Source organism: Alcaligenes sp. 13f (assembly GCF_020496585.1).
Lineage (GTDB): Bacteria > Pseudomonadota > Gammaproteobacteria > Burkholderiales > Burkholderiaceae_B > Alcaligenes > Alcaligenes phenolicus.
Window position 1 is genome coordinate 21818 of record NZ_JAHKKC010000004.1, and the last position, 18320, is coordinate 40137.

Sequence of the window (18320 nt, forward strand, 5' to 3'; positions counted from 1 at the left end):
GCTTAACTGCGCTTGCCCAACTCGCTGAAGGTGAAGTTGTCCAGGGCGCTTTCAGCAACCCGGAACCAACTGGCCTCCTGCTCCTGGAAGGCCTTCCAGCTTGGATAAATCTTGGCAAAATCGGCGTTGCTATCCGACAGTTCCTTCCACAGTTCCTGGGACTTGTCGTAAGCGGCCTTCATGACGTCCTTGGGGAAGTAACGCAGCTTGGCCCCATCGGCCACCAGCTTGCGCAGAGCGCCGGGGTTCAAGGCATCGTACTTGGCCAGGCTGAGCATGGTCTGCTCATTACAGGCCGTCTCGAATGCTGCTTTGAAGTTGGATGGCAAGGCTTCCCAGGCATCTTTATTGACCATGGTGGTCAAGGACGCACTGCCCTCGAACCAGCCGGGGGAATAGTAAAAAGGAGCGACTTTGTTCAAGCCCAGCTTTTCGTCGTCGTAAGGGCCAATCCACTCGGCCGCGTCGATCGTGCCTTTTTCCAGCGAGGAGTAAATATCGCTAGGAGGAATCTGCTGGGGCACGGCGCCCAGTTTGGACAGCACCATGCCGCCGATGCCACCGATACGCATTTTCAGGCCTTGCAGGCTGTCCAGATCCTTGATTTCCTTGCGGAACCAGCCGCCCATTTGCACGCCCACATTACCGGCTACAAAGTTCACGATGTTGTACTGGCTGTACATTTCGCGCAGCAATTTCAGGCCACCACCAAAGTGCACCCAGGAATTGTGCTGACGGGCGTTCATGCCAAAGGACAAGCCGGTATCAAACGTTACGGCGGTGTTCTTGCCCACAAAAGCGGTACTGAGCACGTGGTTGCACTCGACCGTACCGTTGCTGATGGCATCCATGTTCTGGGCATAAGGCACCAGCTCGCCACCGGGGAAAGCGCGGATTTCGAACTTGCCTTCAGTCAGTTCGCTGACACGTTTGCACAACGCTTCGGCCGAACCATAAATGGTGTCCAGGCTTTTGGGCCAGCCGGTAGACATGCGCCAGCGTACGGTGGGGCTGTTCTGCGCAATTGCAGGGGCGGCTACGGCTGCCAAACCCGCACCCGCAACCGTTGCCGATTTCAGCAGAAAACTACGACGCTCCATCACTCACCTCTTTGTATTTTTTAATGTATTTACACCCCTTGCTCGATAGGGGTCTGGGTAGTTTGCCCGCCAGTCTGGCTTGCAGCCCCGACAGCAACTGCCCGAACCTTGCCAAACCGTCCCCCCCGAGGGGCCAGACGGACGTTCCAAGCAGTGTCAGCACACTATGAAATTGACATTCACCGCTTCGATAATAGTAAGTGTGCTGATTAATTAATTTTTGGTCAAGCAGGGAAACTACTGACGCATGTCCTTGATGAGATAAAGGAAAGCATCATCAATAGCTTAAGCCTCAACTAGCGCAATCCCTTATAAAAACGATATTTGATTTTATAATTTATACAGTATACTGACTAATTGAAAGCACAACCCGGAGACAACTTTGAACTGGATAAAAATTTCCGAAACTGATGCCATCGACAACGAAGAGTCCCTGGCAATCGAGTGGGAAGGCAAGAAACTGGCCCTGCACAAACTGGATGACGAGTTCCACCTGACCGACAACGTCTGTACCCACCAATATGCCCTGCTGTCCGACGGCTATCTGGAGGACGGTTGCGTGGAATGCCCTTTGCATCAGGCCAAGTTCTGTTTGCGCACCGGCAAGGCGATGAACGCCCCTGCCACGGTGGACATCAAGGTCTACCCGCTGCGCATTGAAGGCAACGATATTCTGGCCGACTTCAGTCAGGCCTGAGCTTTTTTCTGCTGACGAGACCTGCAACATCATGGCACACCACACTTCCGTACTGATCATCGGCGCTGGCCAAGCGGCTTCGGTGCTGGCGCGCGAACTGCGCAGCCTGGGCTTTAGCGGCAGCATCACCTTGGTAGGGGATGAAACTCACCTTCCCTACGAACGCCCGCCCCTGTCCAAAGACGTGCTCAAGTCCAGCGCGACCACTGACAGCGTGTTTTTGCAAAAAGCCGAGTTCTATCAAGAACAGAATATTGAACTCTTGTTGGGCACCAGCGTGCAGTCTCTGGATTGCGCCACGCGTCAGGCCAGCCTGAGCAATGGCCAGACCAGGAGCTTTGACCACGCGGTGCTGGCCACAGGCGGCGCGGCCCGCGAACTGGCTCTGCTGCCCGCCAGCCAGGCCAACGCCCTGTATCTGCGCACGCTGGACGATGCCCTGAGCCTGCAAGCTCGTCTGCAACCCGGTTTGCGCGCCCTGGTGATTGGTGGCGGTTTCATGGGTCTGGAACTGGCTTCAACTGCCAGTGAAACTGGCGCACAGGTCACCATCATTGAAGCGAATGAACGTCTGCTGGCCCGCAACGCCCCTGCCCTGCTGTCGCAATGGTTGCTGGAGCGCTTCGAGTCGCAAGGCATCACCGTGCGCTTGGGTCAGGGTGTGCGTCAGGCCCACTTTGCGGCAGAAAACGAGCACCCCGTTCAGCTGGAACTAAATGATGGTCAGATCCTGAATGGCGATCTGGCCATTGTGGCCGCCGGTCTGAGCGCGAACTCCGCCTTGGCGCGGGCCAGTGGTATCGCGGTAGACGATATGACGGCCGGGATTATTGTGGATCGCCAGGGCCGCACCAGTGTGGCGGGCATTTATGCCGCTGGCGATTGCGCCACACAGATCTGCCCCGATACCGCCGTGCGCACGCGCACCGAATCCTGGCAGAACGCCAACGAGCAAGCCCGTCAGGTGGCCCACGCCATTGCCGGGCAGGATGCTCCTGCTGCACCTGTCAGTTGGTTCTGGACGGATGTGCTCGGTTGCAACATTCAAATGCTGGGCCAAGGCAGCCCGGATCTGAACTATCAGGTACGCGGCGTCATGGACAGCCAGGGCGATGCCATCAGCTTCATGTTGCTGGCATTTGAAGGCCAGCATTTGCGACACGCAATTGGCGTCAATGCCGGCGCGGATCTACGCACTTTGCGCAGCGTCATGGAACAGAACTTGCCTGTGGACCCGGCCATCGTGCTGGACCCGGCCACCAAGCTGCGCCAGTACGTGAAAGAAGCGGCTCGTACAGCCCAAGTCTAAGAAAGAGAAGCGGCCTGCGCCGCCTCGTCATCACGAATCATTAAAGAGTTATCAGAGGAGAACCCCATGTATCAGACGCAAACGGTGATAGGCCAGACGGTCGGGTCCAAAGACCGCCCTGTCGAGGAATGCACCTGGCCCGAGGACGTGCTCAACACCATTCCGGACTGGGTCTACACCAGCAACGACATTTACAACCGCGAGATGGAACGCATTTTCCATGGTGACACCTGGAACTTTGTGGCCCTGGAGGCGGAAATTCCCGATTCGGGCGACTACAAGCGCTCGTATGTGGGTTCCACGCCAGTGGTCGTCGCTCGTGCGGAAGATGGCAGTATCAACGTATTTGAAAACCGCTGTGCACACCGTGGTGCCGAGTTCTGCCGCCACAATCAGGGCAATACCAATGAATTTGTGTGCCCGTATCACCAGTGGTCTTACAGCCTGAAGGGTGATCTGCAAGGGATTCCTTTCAAGCGCGGTGCGAATAAAGAAGGCGGCATGCCGCGCAGCTTCAAGAACTCCGAGCATGGTCTGAAAAAGCTGCATGTGACCACGCACAACGGCGTCATTTTTGCGTCCTACAGCGACAAGGTCGAGCCTATTACGGAATACCTGACGCCTGAAATTCTGAAGGATTTCGAGGCGGTGTTTCCCGGCAAGAAGCTGAAGATTCTGGGTTACTACCGTAACGAGTTGCCTTGCAACTGGAAGATGTACCACGAGAACCTGAAAGATCCTTACCACGCGACCTTGCTGCACTCTTTCCTGGTGGTGTTCGGTCTGCTGGTAGCGGGCAACAAGTCGCAGATGTATGTGGACCCTGTGCATGGTCGTCATGGCTATATGGCTTCGGCCAAGTCCGAGGACAAGTACGCCGAGGTCAGTGAGGACAACAAGAAGGAAATGCGTTCCTTTGTGGACGATATGCGTTTGCGCGATGAGCGTTTCCTGGACTACGTCAAGGAGTTTGATTCGCCGTGGTCGGTGACCATGCAGACGATCTGGCCCAACCTGATTGTTCAGCGCGAGATGAACACCTTGGGTGTGCGTCAGATCGTGCCCAATGGCCCCAACAGTCTGATCATGCAATGGACCATGTTTGGCTATGAGGACGATACCGAGGAGATGACTCGTCACCGTCTGCGTCAGGGCAACCTGATGGGTCCTGCCGGTTTCCTGGGTCTGGAAGACAACGAGGCCATGAAATTTGTGCAGGAAGGGGTACGTCGTTCCAGCAGCGAGGTGAACATCATCAAGCTGGATGAAAGCAAGCTGGGTACGTCCAATACGCTGATCTCGGAAGCGGCTATTCGCTCCATGTACCAGTACTACCGCCAAGTGATGGATCTGTAAGACGAGCTGACTTATGAAAATGGATTTTTCTTTCAAACCCGCCCAGGTTTCTGTTGAGCGTGCTTTGGCGTTAAAGGCGGAAATTGAGCTTTTCAATGCCGAGTACTGTGCCACTTTGGATCGTGGCAATGTTGAGGACTGGCCCATGTTTTTTGTGGAGGACGCGGTTTACCGAGTCACTTCACGCGAGAACGCGGATCTGAATTTGCCGGTAGGTCTGGTCTATGCCGAAGGGCGCGACATGATGCACGATCGTGCGGTGGCTATTGCCCGCACGCAGATGTATGCCCCGCGCTACATGCTGCATCTGGTCACAGATGTGCGCGTGATCAGCGAGGAGGATAATGGCGATATTGAGGCCGAGGGCAATTTCATGCTGATGCAGACCTTGGTGGAAGGGCCTTCCACGGTGCATCTGGTGGGTAATTATTTCGATACGTTCACGCGTGTGGAGGGTCGGTTGATGCTCAAGGAGCGTCAGGTGATTTTTGATACGTCCATCCTGGCGAATGATCTGGTGTTTCCGGTCTAAGTCCGGGGTTTGCTTCTGGTTTTAAAACTGTTTTTTGTGTGCTGTTTCCGAGCCACTTGAGTCAGAAGGTCTTCTGATTCCTTTGAGCACCCTTCTTTGTTGAGGGGTGCTTTTTTTTGCTTATTTATTGGGGCAAAGGGCTGATGCCTGGCGCAACGTCAGAGATATGAGGCTTTAGGGCTGGTAGCGCAGGTTCTGGGGGCCTATCAAGCCTGGAGGGAATTAAGGTTAATCAGGGGACCGGGGGTAAAAGAAGTCTCTGTGAAAACGCCATTCAGTCGGCCTGCTGGGGTGTCCGGGCTGAGCACTTGCCGGTGCTGCGCACCGGTGCCCTTGTCAGGAGATAGCTACGGGCGCATCCTGAACTCACCCGGTACTTGGTCCCCCGGACCAAGTACAAGCGTCGGGTTCAATCAGCAGGATGCTTGCACCCCTACGCTATCTCCTGCCCGCGGCAAGTACTCTGATCCGCCCTGACACCCCAGCAGGCCGACTGAACGGCTCACAATGGCTTTTTATCTACCAATCTCTTACGGACTCTTTGAACAAACAGGGCCTCGTGCCTTGCTCTTCTGCATTTCCTAAGCGCCTATCGTTCTGCTCTTCAGCCCCCCTCCCTTCCTTTCTCCACCCATTCAATCTGCACCCGTACTTTTCATCCCACCTCTGCCAGTGTCGTTTGGGCTTTAAACAATGTTGCTTGTTTTCTTGTGAGGCCCGTGTGCGGCTTGGCGGGCGAGTCAGGGCCCTTGCCGCGGGCAGAGTGCCGGGGTGGGATGCAAGGGTCGTGCTGTTTGAGGAGCACGCTTGCGGTTTGTCCGGGGGACAAACCGCGCTCCGAGTTCACGACCCGCCCGCCCTGGTACTCTGACAAGGGAACCCACGCGCAGCGTGGGCAAGGGACCCGCCAAGACAAGCCGCACACGGGCCTCACAAGAAAACTATCCACCCCTCTTACGCAAAGCCCAAACGGCACGTCCAGAAGAAAGCCCTGACACCGCAATCCTTGCAAACCCACAACGCTAGCAGACATAAAAAAGCCCCCGAGAGCCATACGGCTTCCAGGGGCACAGGTCCGATAGCCCGCCCCCAAGCGGCAGACCATCGATACTCAATTACAAGGCTATCAACACAGACTTGTTAACGACGAATCATGTCTCATCAAGCGCGGACGCCCATCCAGGTCGTGATGAAACACATCGTTCTTCTCGAAAGCTCAAGAGCTTGAACAACTTTAAAGACCGATCAACGTCATCGCCTCTTCACGTGTTGCCACGGTGGCGTACTTCTGACGCATATCGAACAGGTTCGCCTCGTGAGGGCCAATCGCACGGTCACCCACGCAATCCGATACCACCAGGGGGCGGAAACCCAGTTGCATCGCATCGACCACGCTGGAACGCACACAACCACTGGTGACAGCACCGGCAACCAGCAGTGTTTGCACACCACGTTGCGTTAGCCACGCCGCCAAGGGCGTACCAAAGAAGGCCGAAGGCACGTTCTTGCGAACGATGAACTCACCAGGTGCGGGAGCCAGTTCCGGCACAATATGGCTGTTGTGCGCGTCTTCAGTCAGACCCAGCATGCCGGGGACTTTGATGCTGAAGATATTGTTATCAGCGCCATCATCGGCATACACAATGCGGGTGTGAGCCACCGGCCAGCCCTGTTCACGCGCCGTTGCCAACAGCTTCTGTGTGTTCTCGATAGCTTCAGGAATATTGCCGCCACCAAACACCGCCGGGTCAGCAAAGCCATTCACCAGATCGATAATCAACAAGCCGTAAGGAGCTTTAGGCTCCAATGTCGACCCAAACCCTTGTTGAGCGTAAACCGCTCCCTCATTCGTACTCACCAACGCCTCCGTCCAGTACTTTGCCATCACGCACGACAGCGCGGCCATCCAGGCTGACCGTGCAATTGCGCAAAGGAATATCAATGTGGCATGCGGTTGTGCGCTTGCCGCCAGCTTCATTGTTCGGGCCCAGGGAGAACAGGAAGTTACCCTCGAACGCACGGGCATCCATGCCAATGGTGTTTTCACGCGAGTACAGACCCAGTGTGGACCAATGGCAACGTGGTTGCAGACCCCAGCCGATATGCGAGATAGCGTAGCCTTCGGGGTCATTGAAGGACTTCATGTACTCGTCCAATAATTGCGCCTCAATGCCGCCTTCGATCTTCGTGGCGTAACCATTCTCCACCGTCAAAATAATCTGCTCGGAGGAATACTTTTTCTGCGGCAGCAGGATGTCGCCCTTGTCGATCACAATGGTGCCGTTAGTGCCCAGCTCGTTCGGCCAGGTCAGCACGAAGCCACTAGGCCAGTGGTCCCAACGACCGGGCTCATCTACAAAACCGTATTCACGAATCGCGGGGAACTCACCCAGCGGGCAACGCAGATTGGTACCGGCAGGAGACGTAATGCTCATTTCCTTGGCCGCTTTAATCAGCCCCGCAGCCGCTGTCACACGCGCACGATCCGCTTCCGTTGGCACAGTGCGAACCAGAATCTCCGGTGGCTCCACGGCCAGCAGAATCTTCGTGCCCGACTTCAGAATGTCAATCTGCTCGGGCGAGAACAACAGAGTCATCAAGTCCAGCACCAGATCGCTGGCCTTCAAAGCCGCGATTGCCGCCTCATTACCCGTCAAAGGCGTCGTGCCCAGATAAGCCAAAGAATCCCGGCTCAGTGCCTTTTCTGCATTCACAGGCAACAGATCCAGACGATTTACCACCGCGCCCATGGACTGGGCCGCGATCTGCGCACACTGCATGGTTTGCTGATTCGTCGTGGAGCTGGTCAGCAGGGTCACGGTTTGACCTGCTTGCAGCTTGGACAGACGTAGAACCTCTTGCCATGCTTCGATAAGTTGATAATCACTCACTGCCATTTTGTCTCTCCTAGTGAGACACCTCGGCTTCAAACCGACATGCCTAATCACGACAGGGCCGCCTTGGCGGCCCCTGCTCAACATCACACCAAGCGCTGGCCCAGGAAATCACCGAAAGCTTCGTAAAAGCCTGCTTCGTTATCCCAAGGAATCATGTGACCGGCATCAGGCACGCGAACGTGCTGAACGCCAGGGGCCAGCTGCTGAATCTCGGCCACATCCTCGTCACGCACCACGTCACCACGCTCGGCTGTCATCAGCAAGGCAGGCACGGTCAAATGCGGGAAGTCGACATGAATATCGTCGGTATGAAAGCCCTCAAAGCTGGCCAGAATCGCAGGCTCATGGCAGGTGTGCAGCCACTGGGCACGCAATTGCAATTGCTCTTCGGTCCAGGTCGGGCAAAAGGCACGCATATCCTCAGCCGTGCAACCCTTGCGAGCCATCGCCATGGAATCCACGTACCAGGGCAACTTGGAGGGATAAGCGCGACGACCTGGGCCAGACACTGGCGGATCAACCATCACCAGACGATTCAGGCCCTCGCTGTTCTTGTGAGCGGCACGCAAACCAATGCGGGCACCCATGGAGTGACCAACCACGATGTAGTCCTTCAGGCCCAGCGCTTGAGCCAAGGCGATCAAGTCATCCGCCTGCGCATCCAGGCTGTAATCCATGCCTTCAGCCGCTTCGCTCAAACCGCGACCACGCACGTCTTGAATGTAGGTATCAAAGTGCTTGGCGAACTGCTCGCCCACAAAACCCCAGGTCACCGCCGGGCTGGTAATGCCGGGAACGATGATGACGGCAGGACGCTGGTCACGCCCACCAACGGAACCACCAAAACGCAGGTAATGCTGACGAATGCCATTGGCGTGCACATGAGCGCCGTACAGAAATGTGCTCATGCTTAGCTCCGGTCCAGCTTGAACAGACGGGCCGCATTGCCGTAGCAAACCAGCTCGCGTGTGTTGTCATCCATAGGCGCTGCCTCGATGAAATCAGCGGCCAGCTCAGTGGATTCGTAAGGGTAATCAACCGAGAACAGCACGGCTTCAGCACCCATTTCACCAATTGCGCCCATTAGCGTTGGGGCAGAACAGACACCCGAAGTAGTGATCAGGATGTTGCTGCCGATGTACTCGGAAGGCTTGCGCTTCAAGGTCACGCCATGTGGGTACACGGCAAAGCGGCTGTCGTAGCGCCAGCGCTGGAACGGCAAGCCTTCACCCATATGACCCAAAATCAACTTCACGTCTGGGCAACGGTCAAACACACCACCGAACAACATGCGCAGCGCGTGGGTGCCGGTTTCCACGCCCCAGCCCCAGGTTGCACCCATCAGCTCCGGGTGGCCCGTGTAAGCGTGCGGCATTTCATAAGCATCAAAGGGGTGCAGATAGAACGGCACATCCAGCTTCTGCACCGTTTCCCAGAAGGCATCATATTCGCGGCCATCGTAGTACACGCCATGCGTGTGACCGTTAACCAAAGCGCCTTTCAAGCCCAGATCCTGCACCGCACGCGTCAATTCCTGCGCGGCAGCAGCCGGGTCTTGCATGGGCAAAGTGGCAAAGCCGCCCAGACGATCGGGATGGCGTGCAATTTGCTGCGCCAGGAAATCATTGTTCTGACGTGAACGCTCGATAGCGACGGACACATCCTTTTCCACCTGTACCCCAGGGCCAGTCTGCGACAGCACAACGTACTCGATACCGGCACGATCCATCACCTCCAGACGCTGGGCGTCGAAGTCATGCAAACGAGCCATCAGTTCACGCGCGTCGGCACTGTCAATATGTTTGACAAAGGCCTTGGAATAATCCTCAAAGCCAACGGCGTTGAAGTGCTCCTCCAGTGCTATTTTTTTAATACGTTTCACCGTAAATTTTCCCTAAATTATTGATTTACATAAGGTCAATCGTTTGACCCCCCAACAATATCTATCAGTATGCTGATTATTATTGTTTTCAGCAAGTCGGGAAATCACATATACTTTGGGGCGTGGACAGCGCCTGTAGAAATGACTGCAAATCAGAAATCAGGGCTTTTGTTCACGTTAGCGTAGCCCTGCTTTCCTTGTAGACGCCGACCTTGCAGCCGTACCCTTTGCAGGTCGTCCCGCTTTCAGTGTGCTGCCTTGTTGGCAACGGGCTGAAGGCCACTCAATCGATGACTGACTTATCCATGAAGAATCACGCCGAGCTAAAGCAAGAAGAACGACTGGAAGCCGACGAGGCCGAAATCCTGGGTCCAGTGGAAGAAGAAAATGCCGAGCTGTATCGACGCAAACTGTGGTCCCGGCCTGGTTTTCTGGTCCGCCGTCTTAACCAGATTCACTACGCCATGTTTTACGAGGAGTGCAAAAGTGACCTCACCCCTGTCCAGCACGGTGTCCTGTCCGTGTTGATGGGTTCACCCTGGCTGGATCAAACCACGATCGGCTACGAGCTGGGGCTGGATCGCACCACCTCGGCCGATGTCATCCGCAGGCTGGAGGAAAAAGGTTTGCTGGGACGCCGTATCAACCCCGAAGACCGCCGCTCTCGCCAGACCTACATCACCGAAGCAGGATTGGCGGCGATGAAGGAAATCAGTGCTGGCATGAACCGCGCCCAGGAACGACTGCTGGACCCACTGACCGCCAAGCAGCGCCAGACCTTTATGACCATGCTGACGCGTGTAGTGGAGCACAACAACCAATATGGTCGTGCTGCCTTGAAAAACATGTGAGAAGCTCGGGGGGCCTCAGGCCCCTCGCGCATACCAATCAGGTAGTTCAAAGGCATGCGCTGGCAGTTGGTACAGCTGGCGCAAACTGGCCTGACTAAGCATGTCGCGGGGCTGTCCCTGCGCCAATATGCCCCCATCCCGGTACAAGATCACCCAGTCCGCCACGCGGGCCGCATGTTCGGGTTGATGCGTACACAAAAGCACACCCAGACCTTCCTGACGCAAGTGCGAGACTTGATCCAGCACCCGTAATTGATTCGCGAAGTCCAGGCTGGAGGCGGGTTCGTCCATGATCAAGAACTGCGAACGCTGCGCCAAGGCCCGTGCAATCCCGCACAGCTGGCGCTCTCCCCCGCTGATCTGATCAATGCGCTTTTGAGCTAGCTGCCCTATGCCCAACCGTTCCAGGCAAACGCCTACCCATTGCCGGTCGGCGGCCCGAGGTTGGGTGTACCAGGCCAGCTCACTGGCGCAACCCAGCAGGACCCATTGTTCTACCGTGAAGGCAAAGGCCGACTCCTGCGCTTGCGGTACATAGGCCAGTTGTCTGGCCAGGGCACGCGCACTCCATTGCTCCAGGGGCTTGCCCTGCACCTTCACCTGCCCTTTTAAAGGCGGCTGCAGGCCCAGCAAGGTGCGCAGCAAGGTGGACTTACCGCTGCCATTGGGCCCGAGCAAACAAACGACCTGCCCGGTCTGTACGCGCAGATTCAAATTACTGGCGACTTGCTTGCGCCCGTAGCCTACAGCCAGATCAATCGCTTCCAAGCCTTGCCCGCTCATCGCTGCCTCGCACCACGAGCCAGCAACAGCAAGAAGCCGGGAGCACCCACCAAGGCCGTCAGCACACCCAAGGGCAATTCCAGCGTGCCTATGCTTCGTGCCAAGGTATCGGTTAACAAGAGGAAGGCGGCGCCCACCAACAAGCAAACGGGCAATAGACGGGAGAAGTCCGGGCCAACCAATAAACGGGCCGCGTGCGGGATCAGCAAACCGACCCAACCTATAATTCCTGCCAGAGCCACGCACACCGCCGTCATCAAGGTCGCGCAAACGATCAGCAGACAACGCAAGGCAGAGACGGGCATGCCCAAGGAGCGGGCCTCCTCATCTTGCAGCGCCAGGACATTGATACGCCAACGCAAAAGCCAGACAGGGACGATGCACGCCAATACCATCAGCGCAGCCGGCCAGACTTCGTAGGAACGTACGGCGCTCAAACCTCCCAATAACCAGAAGGTCATGGAGGGCAATTGAGAGTAGGGGTCGGCCAGGATCTTGATCAGCGACAGGGCGGCACCCAGCAAGGTGCCCACCGCCATCCCGGCCAGGACCAATATCAGAATAGGTGGATGATGGCGTAGCATGCGCGCTAGGCTCAAGACAATGCCCACCGCCAGAAGGCCGCCAACAAAGGCCGCCATCTGCACGCCGAACAAGGAGAAATTCAAATAAATGGCCAGAATTGCTCCCAGACCTGCACCCGAGGACACACCCAGGATATCGGGTGAAACCAGTGGATTGCGAAACATGGTTTGATACGCCGCGCCTGCGGTCGAGAGCGCCGCCCCCACCAGCAAAGCCGCTGCAATACGTGGCAGACGCAAATCCCAGACCACGCGTACGGCCTGACTCTGCCCCGCTTCTGGATCGCTACCAAAACCGGCGACCAAGGCGCGCAGCACTTCTGTTCCGGACAAGGGATACGCCCCCTGCCCCAGGGCAAACACCACCAATACGGCCAGAACCAGCCCCAGCAAAAGCAGCAATAGCCCGTAGGACAAACCTGACTTCATGCGCCTTGCTGAGAACCCAGCGGGTCCAGCCCTTGTACCAATCGCTTGACCTGCTCGTCGCTCAAGGACATGCCGTAAAAAGCCGAGTAAAACTCCTGCAACTCTGAATACATGCGTGGCATGGCAGCACTGCCTTCCAGCAAGGCATTAAGCCAGATCACCCCGGCCAGACGATTGATACCCGGCGGGCCATCCAGCCAGCCAAAGGGCAAGGCGGGTACGCGGTACAAGCGTCCTTCCTTCACTGCCTTGAGCTGATTCCAGGGAGCCTGAGTACGGGCCAGCTCAAAGAAAGCATCATCCTGAGCAAACAGCATGTCTGGGTCCCAGGCCAATAATTGTTCGTAGGAAATACGGCCCAGGCGATTATCGGTTTTCTCGTCCCCCATCACCGTCAAACCGCAAAGCCGCAGCACCTCGGTATGAATGGATTGACCCATGCCGGTTTCCAGACCATCGTTACCGCGTGCCAAATAGGCTTTCAAGCCTTTGGCGCGGGGGTTGGCGGCCTGATGTGCGGTATCCAGAATCGCTTGTGCACGCACGGCCAGTTGCTGGCCGCGCTCGGCCTGCCCCAGGATATGACCTGCCTGACGCAACTGCGCGGGGCTGTCGTTCAGGCGACCATCCAGCAAGACATAAGGCACGCCCGTCTGCTCTTGCACGGATTTGGCGGCAGACTCGTAATAGGGATTCACATCGCCTATATCCACGACCATATCAGGCTTCAAGGCCAGCAGGCTTTCCAGGGACAAGGTACTGCCCCGACCAGCCAGACGGCCAAGATACGGCAAGGAAAAACCAGCGGCCTCCATCATGCTGCGTGCAGCAGGAGCCAGTTGAAAAGGCCAACCTAAAAGCGCGTGGGGTGCCAGGCAATACACCAGCACAGAAGCGGGCGGACCGGCTGCCACTATCCGCCCCACTTGAGCCGGATCAGGCAGTTTGCCCGCCACACTGACATGCAAGCTGATAGAGCGGCTGGTCCCGGCCTGCTCGGACCGGGCCAGCAAACGGGCATGAGGCGCCAAAACCGGCAGTGCCGCCAAGGCACGCAATATGTCACGACGCTTCATCCCGCCCTTCCTCTTTTAACTGCCAATAACAGCACGGCTTTAGAAACGATAGCTTCCGCCCACAAACCAGACACGTCCGGGCATGGGGTAGCCTTCTTTGTATTGATACAGCTTGTCGCCCAGGTTACGCACACCGGCTTCCAGGGTGATGTCCGAATTCGGACGCCAGATACCCTTCAAGCCCAACAAGGCAAAGCCCGGTGTTTTTTCGTAGATCTGATCACCCTTATTGTTTGCATAGGAGTAGTAACGGCCACTTTCGGTTTCCACCGAACCCATCACTTCCCACTGCGCAGTGGGCTTCCAGCTCAGGTGAGCAAACAGGCGGTGATTGGGTGTATCCACCAGTTTGACGTCCGGGTCAGACTGGTTGCGACGATTCAAATATGTGTACGCCAGGCCTGCCGACCAATGAGCAGAAAACTCCTGCTGCAAAGACAGCTCCAGACCCATTTGACGAGCCTTGCCGACGTTGGTGGCCTGATCACAAAAACCCACTGGACGGTACTTGTCACAACCGGGAGCCTGAATAACCGTGCTTTGAATCATGTCACGCACCTGGCTCAAGAACAGCGCCGATTCCAGCTGTGCACCTTCCCATGGCTGACCGCGCAAGCCCAGCTCGTAATGAATGGCGTGCTCGGGTTTCAGATCCGGGTTGGGCTGGGCGTAACCCATGCGGCTGGAGTAGCGATCTTTAATCGTGGGGAAACGAGTCTTGTAAGCCACGCTACCGTAGACCTGCATGGCATCGCTCCAGTCGTAACCCAGCTCCAGCAAACCGTTGGTGGCATCGGTATCGCCGGTTTCAAAGTTGTGCGCTTCTTTGGCTTTGCGACGTTCGTGGCTGGCACCCACGCGCAACTGCCACAGCTCACCCAAAGCAATACGGTCTTCAAACGCCAGAGACGTGGTCACGTCCTTATAGTGCTCAGTGCCCGATGGCTTGGGATCACGGTGCTGATCTTCCTTGTAGTGCAAGGCAAAATGCAGCTCGTGATTGTCCAGGCTGGTGTTGACCCACTCCAGAGCAGCACCACGGGTACGGTCCGTGTACTCGCTGGTCGGGCCAGTCAGGGTCGCGTATTGACCATCGCTATACATATCCAGACCGTTCTTGTACTTGTCTTCGTACACGCGGGTCTTGATCGTGTTGCTCTCGCCAATCTGGGTGGAACTCAGGAAATACAGGCTTTCCTTGTCCCAATATGGCCAGCGCCAGTAGCGTTGACCCAGCTTGGCATCGTTCACGCCGGTATAGACCGGATTGTCTTTCTGACCTTTCTGGTTCACGTAACCAATAACGTACTCATCCGTCGCATTGGGCGTGATACCCAATTTAAAAGACGCTTTCTTGTCCATTTGCGAGGCATTACTGCGCATGCCGCCGGTATCGGTAGGACGTGCTTTTTGATCTTCAAAGCCACGCCCCAGCGGGAAGGTACGCTCGCCCGACCACGACAGGCCCGCTTGCAAATACCAGAAGCCCTGGTTGGTACCCACGTTCAAGGCACTGTAGCGTTGATCGCCCGTGGCGTAACCGGCGCGGAACTCGCCTTCAAACTCCTTGACGGGCTTGCGGGTAACCAGGTTGATGGCACCACCCATGATGTTGGGGCCATACAGTAAGGAAGCTGCACCCTTGGCCACGCGAATTTCGCTCAGGTCCATGGTGGTGAAGCGGGTAAAGTCCACATAGCCGTCGTACGGCACGTACTGTGGAATACCGTCCAGGAACAAAGGCACCTGACGAGAATCAAAACCACGCACATAGACCATCTGTTCGTTACGGGCACCGCCCGCCGACACAGTCACGCCGGGTTGCACACTAACGGCGGCACCCACATCGCGCAAATCAAAAGCCTGCATTTCTTTCTGGCTGACTGCGCTCTCCCCCAACGGAGCCTCGCGATCCAGGCTGGACTGAACAACCACTTTGCCCAGTTGAAACACGCGGTCATTGTTTTCCTGAGCCTGAGCCTGGCTAACTGCCAAGGCCCCCATCATGCTCAAGACCAATGCGCGCGGCACAAAACAGACGGACTGATGACGCGCTGCTGTGGCGCGTTTGGACTGATGTCTCATTCCCCTTCCCTATTCGATCTTTCTAATTGATTTATGAACTGACGCCACACAAAGATGCGGCACAAAAAAAAACGGACCCCAGGGGGCCCGTAAATAGAACCCATCATCGAGCGATGAGTGATGGTTCTTTCGAAAACACCGCTATATAGTAAAGCATATAACGAAGAACAACAACTAGCCAGAAACTTTAAGGTTCAGGTTTTCCCGTCTTCCCAATTTGCAGCTTCTCGCCAACAATACGGCTGTACTGAGCATTTACATCAAAATGCTGCCAGCAAGGTGCCTGCACAAACGGGCACCCAAACGATCCCAAGACATCAGGACCCGCGCAAATACTGGCGCAAATCCACAGGAGCACAATTTATGTTTAAAGCCATGACGCGCGGTTCGGTCCGCCTGGTTGAACGCTATCTACCCGATCCGTATATTTTCGTCATCCTGCTCACACTGATTGCCGGTATTGCGGCCATGGCGTTTGAGCAACGCTCTCCCATGGAGATCGTCCAATATTGGGGTAATGGCTTTTGGGGCCTGCTGACCTTTGCCATGCAAATGCTGCTGGTCTTGCTGACCGGTCACATGCTGGCCAGCACGCCACTGGTAAAAAGCTGGTTGCGTGGCCTGGCCTCGCTGGCCCGTTCGGCTGGTTCCGCCATCATTCTGGTGACCCTGGTGTCACTGGCGGCCAGCTGGATCAACTGGGGTTTCGGCCTGGTGGTCGGTGCCCTATTCGCCAAAGAGCTGGCCCGTCAGGTCCGCGTGGACTACCGCTTGCTGGTTGCCAGTGCCTACTCCGGCTTTCTGGTCTGGCACGGTGGCTTGGCCGGTTCTGTACCACTGACCATTGCCACCTCGGGCCACTTTTCTGAAGACAAGATCGGCATCATCGGGACCTCCGACACCATCTTCGCCTTCTTTAACCTGGCCATTGTGATCGCCCTGTTCATTCTGGTGCCACTGATCAACCGTTTGATGTTGCCCAGTGACAAGGAAAGTATTTACGTCGACCCCAAGCTGCTGGAAGACACGCCAGACGACGTCAACCAGACCACCGATCGTCCAGCAGACCGTCTGGAAAACAGCCGTCTGATCTCCATCGTGATTGGTGTCGCTGGCCTGGCCTACCTGTTTGACTACTACGTGTTGCGCGGTGCGACCCTGAATCTGAACGTGATCAACTTCACCTTCCTGATTCTGGCCATCTTGCTGCATGGCACCCCTCGCCGCCTGCTGAAAAGCCTGGATGAAGCCATCCGCGGCGGTGCCGGGATTGTGATTCAGTTCCCCTTCTACGCAGGCATCATGGCCATCATGATCGACTCCGGTCTGGCTGCCAGCCTGTCCGAGTGGATGGTGTCCTTTGCCACGGCGACCACCCTGCCCTTCTGGACCTTCATGAGCGCCGGTCTGGTCAATATCTTTGTGCCCTCGGGCGGTGGCCAGTGGGCCGTACAAAGCCCGGTCGTGATTGCTGCCACACAGGCTCTGGATGCGGACATGGCGCGCACCGCCATGGCCGTTGCCTGGGGCGACTCCTGGACCAATATGCTGCAGCCTTTCTGGGCCTTGCCGGTATTGGCTATTGCCGGTCTGAAAGCCAAGGACATCATGGGCTTTTGCCTGATTCAGTTGATTGTCTCGGGTATTGTGATCTCGATTGGTTTGACCTGGTTGTAAACCCACCCAGCAATAAAAGTAAAAGGGCCCGCTAACTGCGGGCCCTTTGCTATGACAGCTCACTGCAGACGAGGCTGACTTGCTCCCGGAACCATGCGTAGGCAAAACTGGCACGCGTGCGTTCATGCCAAATCTGGTACACACAAAACGGGGCTAAATCCAAAGGATGATCCAGCACATCCAGCTTGTGCCCGGCACATAGCAGACGAGCCATGCGTTCAGCCAAACTGATTACAAAATCGGTACGCTCCAACACGCCGGGAACCGCCAAAAAATGAGGCAGGCTAACTTGTACTTGCCGCTGTAATTGACGTGTTTGCAAAGCATCAGCCAAACGACGCTCACGGCCGCCGTTATGACCAGGCACCCCAATGTGGCTGCGTCTGCAAAACTCATTCAAGTCCATCGCCTGGCCATTACGCCCACAAGATCGCATCACCACCACATAACGGTCATGGAAAAGCTCCTGGCGAAACAACGGATAGGACACAGCTGCCGACGATGAAAGCACCAGGTCAGCTCGCCCGCCCAACAGCCAGTCTTCAGCCCCCAAATCCGCCATATCCAGGACTTCCAGGCTGCACCGCGGAGCATGCAGCTGCAAATGTGCTGTCAAGGCCGGGATCAACAAATAAGACAAATATTCCGTCGTCGCCACCCGAAAACGTACATCCAGACTGGATGGTTCAAGCCGCTCCTTGTCGGTCTGCAACAAATCATCCAGCAAGCTCAAGGCCTGCTCAATACGGGGCGCCAAAGCGCGCGCCTTGTGGGTGGGCTCGACACCTTGTGCCGTCCGCAAAAACAAGGCATCACCAAAATACAAACGCAGCTTCGCGATTTCCTTGCTTACCGTGGACTGATTGGACTCCAGCGTCAACGCGGCACGGCTGACATTTCCTTCTCGAAACACAGCAAGAAAAGTACGCAACGAGACCAAATCCAGATTCTTCATCTCACTCCCCTGCTCACGTATTTCCATTTCAGCCTAATCAATCATTCCAATACGGAATTGCCTCGTTTTCAGGCCTCCCCGACACTAGTTCAACAACTTACTACCAC

Annotated in this window: 16 protein-coding genes; 6 read left to right on the plus strand and 10 right to left on the minus strand. The window is 56.3% G+C overall.

The genetic code is table 11. From position 1 onward, the window contains the following. Positions 1–2: 2 nt before the first annotated feature. Positions 3–1100 carry a TRAP transporter substrate-binding protein gene (locus KOE80_RS04040; RefSeq protein WP_226348415.1) on the minus strand — a complete coding sequence of 366 codons (1098 nt, stop codon included), beginning with the start codon at positions 1098–1100 and terminating at the stop codon, positions 3–5. Between the two features lie 382 nt (positions 1101–1482). Between KOE80_RS04040 and KOE80_RS04045 the strand changes: the two genes are divergently transcribed. The 4 genes from KOE80_RS04045 (at position 1483) to KOE80_RS04060 (ending at position 4994) form a co-directional block, all read left to right on the plus strand. Beyond that, a complete protein-coding gene (locus tag KOE80_RS04045) occupies positions 1483–1797 on the plus strand; it encodes a non-heme iron oxygenase ferredoxin subunit (RefSeq protein ID WP_009460854.1) in 315 nt (104 codons plus the stop codon). A 31-nt stretch (positions 1798–1828) separates the two neighbouring features. After that, entirely contained in the window at positions 1829–3106 is a 1278-nt protein-coding gene (locus KOE80_RS04050; protein ID WP_115634381.1) for an NAD(P)/FAD-dependent oxidoreductase, read from the plus strand. 66 nt (positions 3107–3172) lie between these two features. Then, positions 3173–4462, plus strand: coding sequence for an aromatic ring-hydroxylating dioxygenase subunit alpha (locus KOE80_RS04055; RefSeq protein WP_009460850.1), 1290 nt, complete (start codon positions 3173–3175; stop codon positions 4460–4462). Positions 4463–4475: 13 nt separating this feature from the next. Beyond that, positions 4476–4994, plus strand: a complete 519-nt coding sequence (locus KOE80_RS04060) for an aromatic-ring-hydroxylating dioxygenase subunit beta (RefSeq protein ID WP_115634382.1) — start codon at positions 4476–4478, stop codon at positions 4992–4994. A gap of 1234 nt (positions 4995–6228) precedes the next feature. Here the strand turns inward: KOE80_RS04060 and KOE80_RS04065 are convergent. From KOE80_RS04065 to KOE80_RS04080, 4 genes are all read right to left on the minus strand, one after another. Continuing rightward, the gene (locus KOE80_RS04065; RefSeq protein WP_121739520.1) at positions 6229–6852 is read right to left on the minus strand and encodes an N-carbamoylsarcosine amidohydrolase; all 624 of its coding nucleotides are present in this window, start codon (positions 6850–6852) and stop codon (positions 6229–6231) included. Beyond that, positions 6839–7891 carry a 2,5-dihydroxypyridine 5,6-dioxygenase gene (locus KOE80_RS04070; protein WP_115634384.1) on the minus strand — a complete coding sequence of 351 codons (1053 nt, stop codon included), beginning with the start codon at positions 7889–7891 and terminating at the stop codon, positions 6839–6841. The genes KOE80_RS04065 and KOE80_RS04070 overlap by 14 nt, the downstream gene beginning before the upstream one ends. Before the next feature lie 83 nt (positions 7892–7974). Beyond that, a complete protein-coding gene (locus KOE80_RS04075) occupies positions 7975–8799 on the minus strand; it encodes an alpha/beta fold hydrolase (RefSeq protein ID WP_226348416.1) in 825 nt (274 codons plus the stop codon). A 2-nt stretch (positions 8800–8801) separates the two neighbouring features. Beyond that, a complete protein-coding gene (locus KOE80_RS04080) occupies positions 8802–9773 on the minus strand; it encodes an amidohydrolase family protein (RefSeq protein WP_083054534.1) in 972 nt (323 codons plus the stop codon). 290 nt (positions 9774–10063) lie between these two features. On the opposite strand from KOE80_RS04080, the gene KOE80_RS04085 reads away from it, so the two are divergent. Then, entirely contained in the window at positions 10064–10624 is a 561-nt protein-coding gene (locus KOE80_RS04085) for a MarR family winged helix-turn-helix transcriptional regulator (protein ID WP_009460842.1), read from the plus strand. Between the two features lie 15 nt (positions 10625–10639). Here KOE80_RS04085 and KOE80_RS04090 read toward each other — a convergent pair whose 3' ends face one another. The 4 genes from KOE80_RS04090 to KOE80_RS04105 are packed head-to-tail and all read right to left on the minus strand — an operon-like array spanning position 10640 to position 15581. Continuing rightward, positions 10640–11407 carry an ABC transporter ATP-binding protein gene (locus tag KOE80_RS04090; protein ID WP_226348417.1) on the minus strand — a complete coding sequence of 256 codons (768 nt, stop codon included), beginning with the start codon at positions 11405–11407 and terminating at the stop codon, positions 10640–10642. Then, entirely contained in the window at positions 11404–12420 is a 1017-nt protein-coding gene (locus KOE80_RS04095; protein ID WP_060186720.1) for a FecCD family ABC transporter permease, read from the minus strand. The genes KOE80_RS04090 and KOE80_RS04095 overlap by 4 nt, the downstream gene beginning before the upstream one ends. After that, positions 12417–13496 carry an ABC transporter substrate-binding protein gene (locus tag KOE80_RS04100; protein WP_226348418.1) on the minus strand — a complete coding sequence of 360 codons (1080 nt, stop codon included), beginning with the start codon at positions 13494–13496 and terminating at the stop codon, positions 12417–12419. Before KOE80_RS04100 ends, KOE80_RS04095 begins: the two co-directional genes overlap by 4 nt. A 39-nt stretch (positions 13497–13535) precedes the next feature. Then, positions 13536–15581: a TonB-dependent receptor plug domain-containing protein gene (locus KOE80_RS04105; protein ID WP_035273513.1), complete on the minus strand. Its 2046-nt coding sequence runs from the start codon at positions 15579–15581 to the stop codon at positions 13536–13538. A 363-nt stretch (positions 15582–15944) separates the two neighbouring features. Between KOE80_RS04105 and KOE80_RS04110 the strand changes: the two genes are divergently transcribed. Then, a complete protein-coding gene (locus KOE80_RS04110) occupies positions 15945–17258 on the plus strand; it encodes a short-chain fatty acid transporter (protein WP_088452202.1) in 1314 nt (437 codons plus the stop codon). A gap of 49 nt (positions 17259–17307) precedes the next feature. Here the strand turns inward: KOE80_RS04110 and KOE80_RS04115 are convergent, their stop codons facing one another. Next, a complete protein-coding gene (locus KOE80_RS04115) occupies positions 17308–18213 on the minus strand; it encodes a LysR family transcriptional regulator (protein WP_226348419.1) in 906 nt (301 codons plus the stop codon). Positions 18214–18320 lie beyond the last annotated feature (107 nt).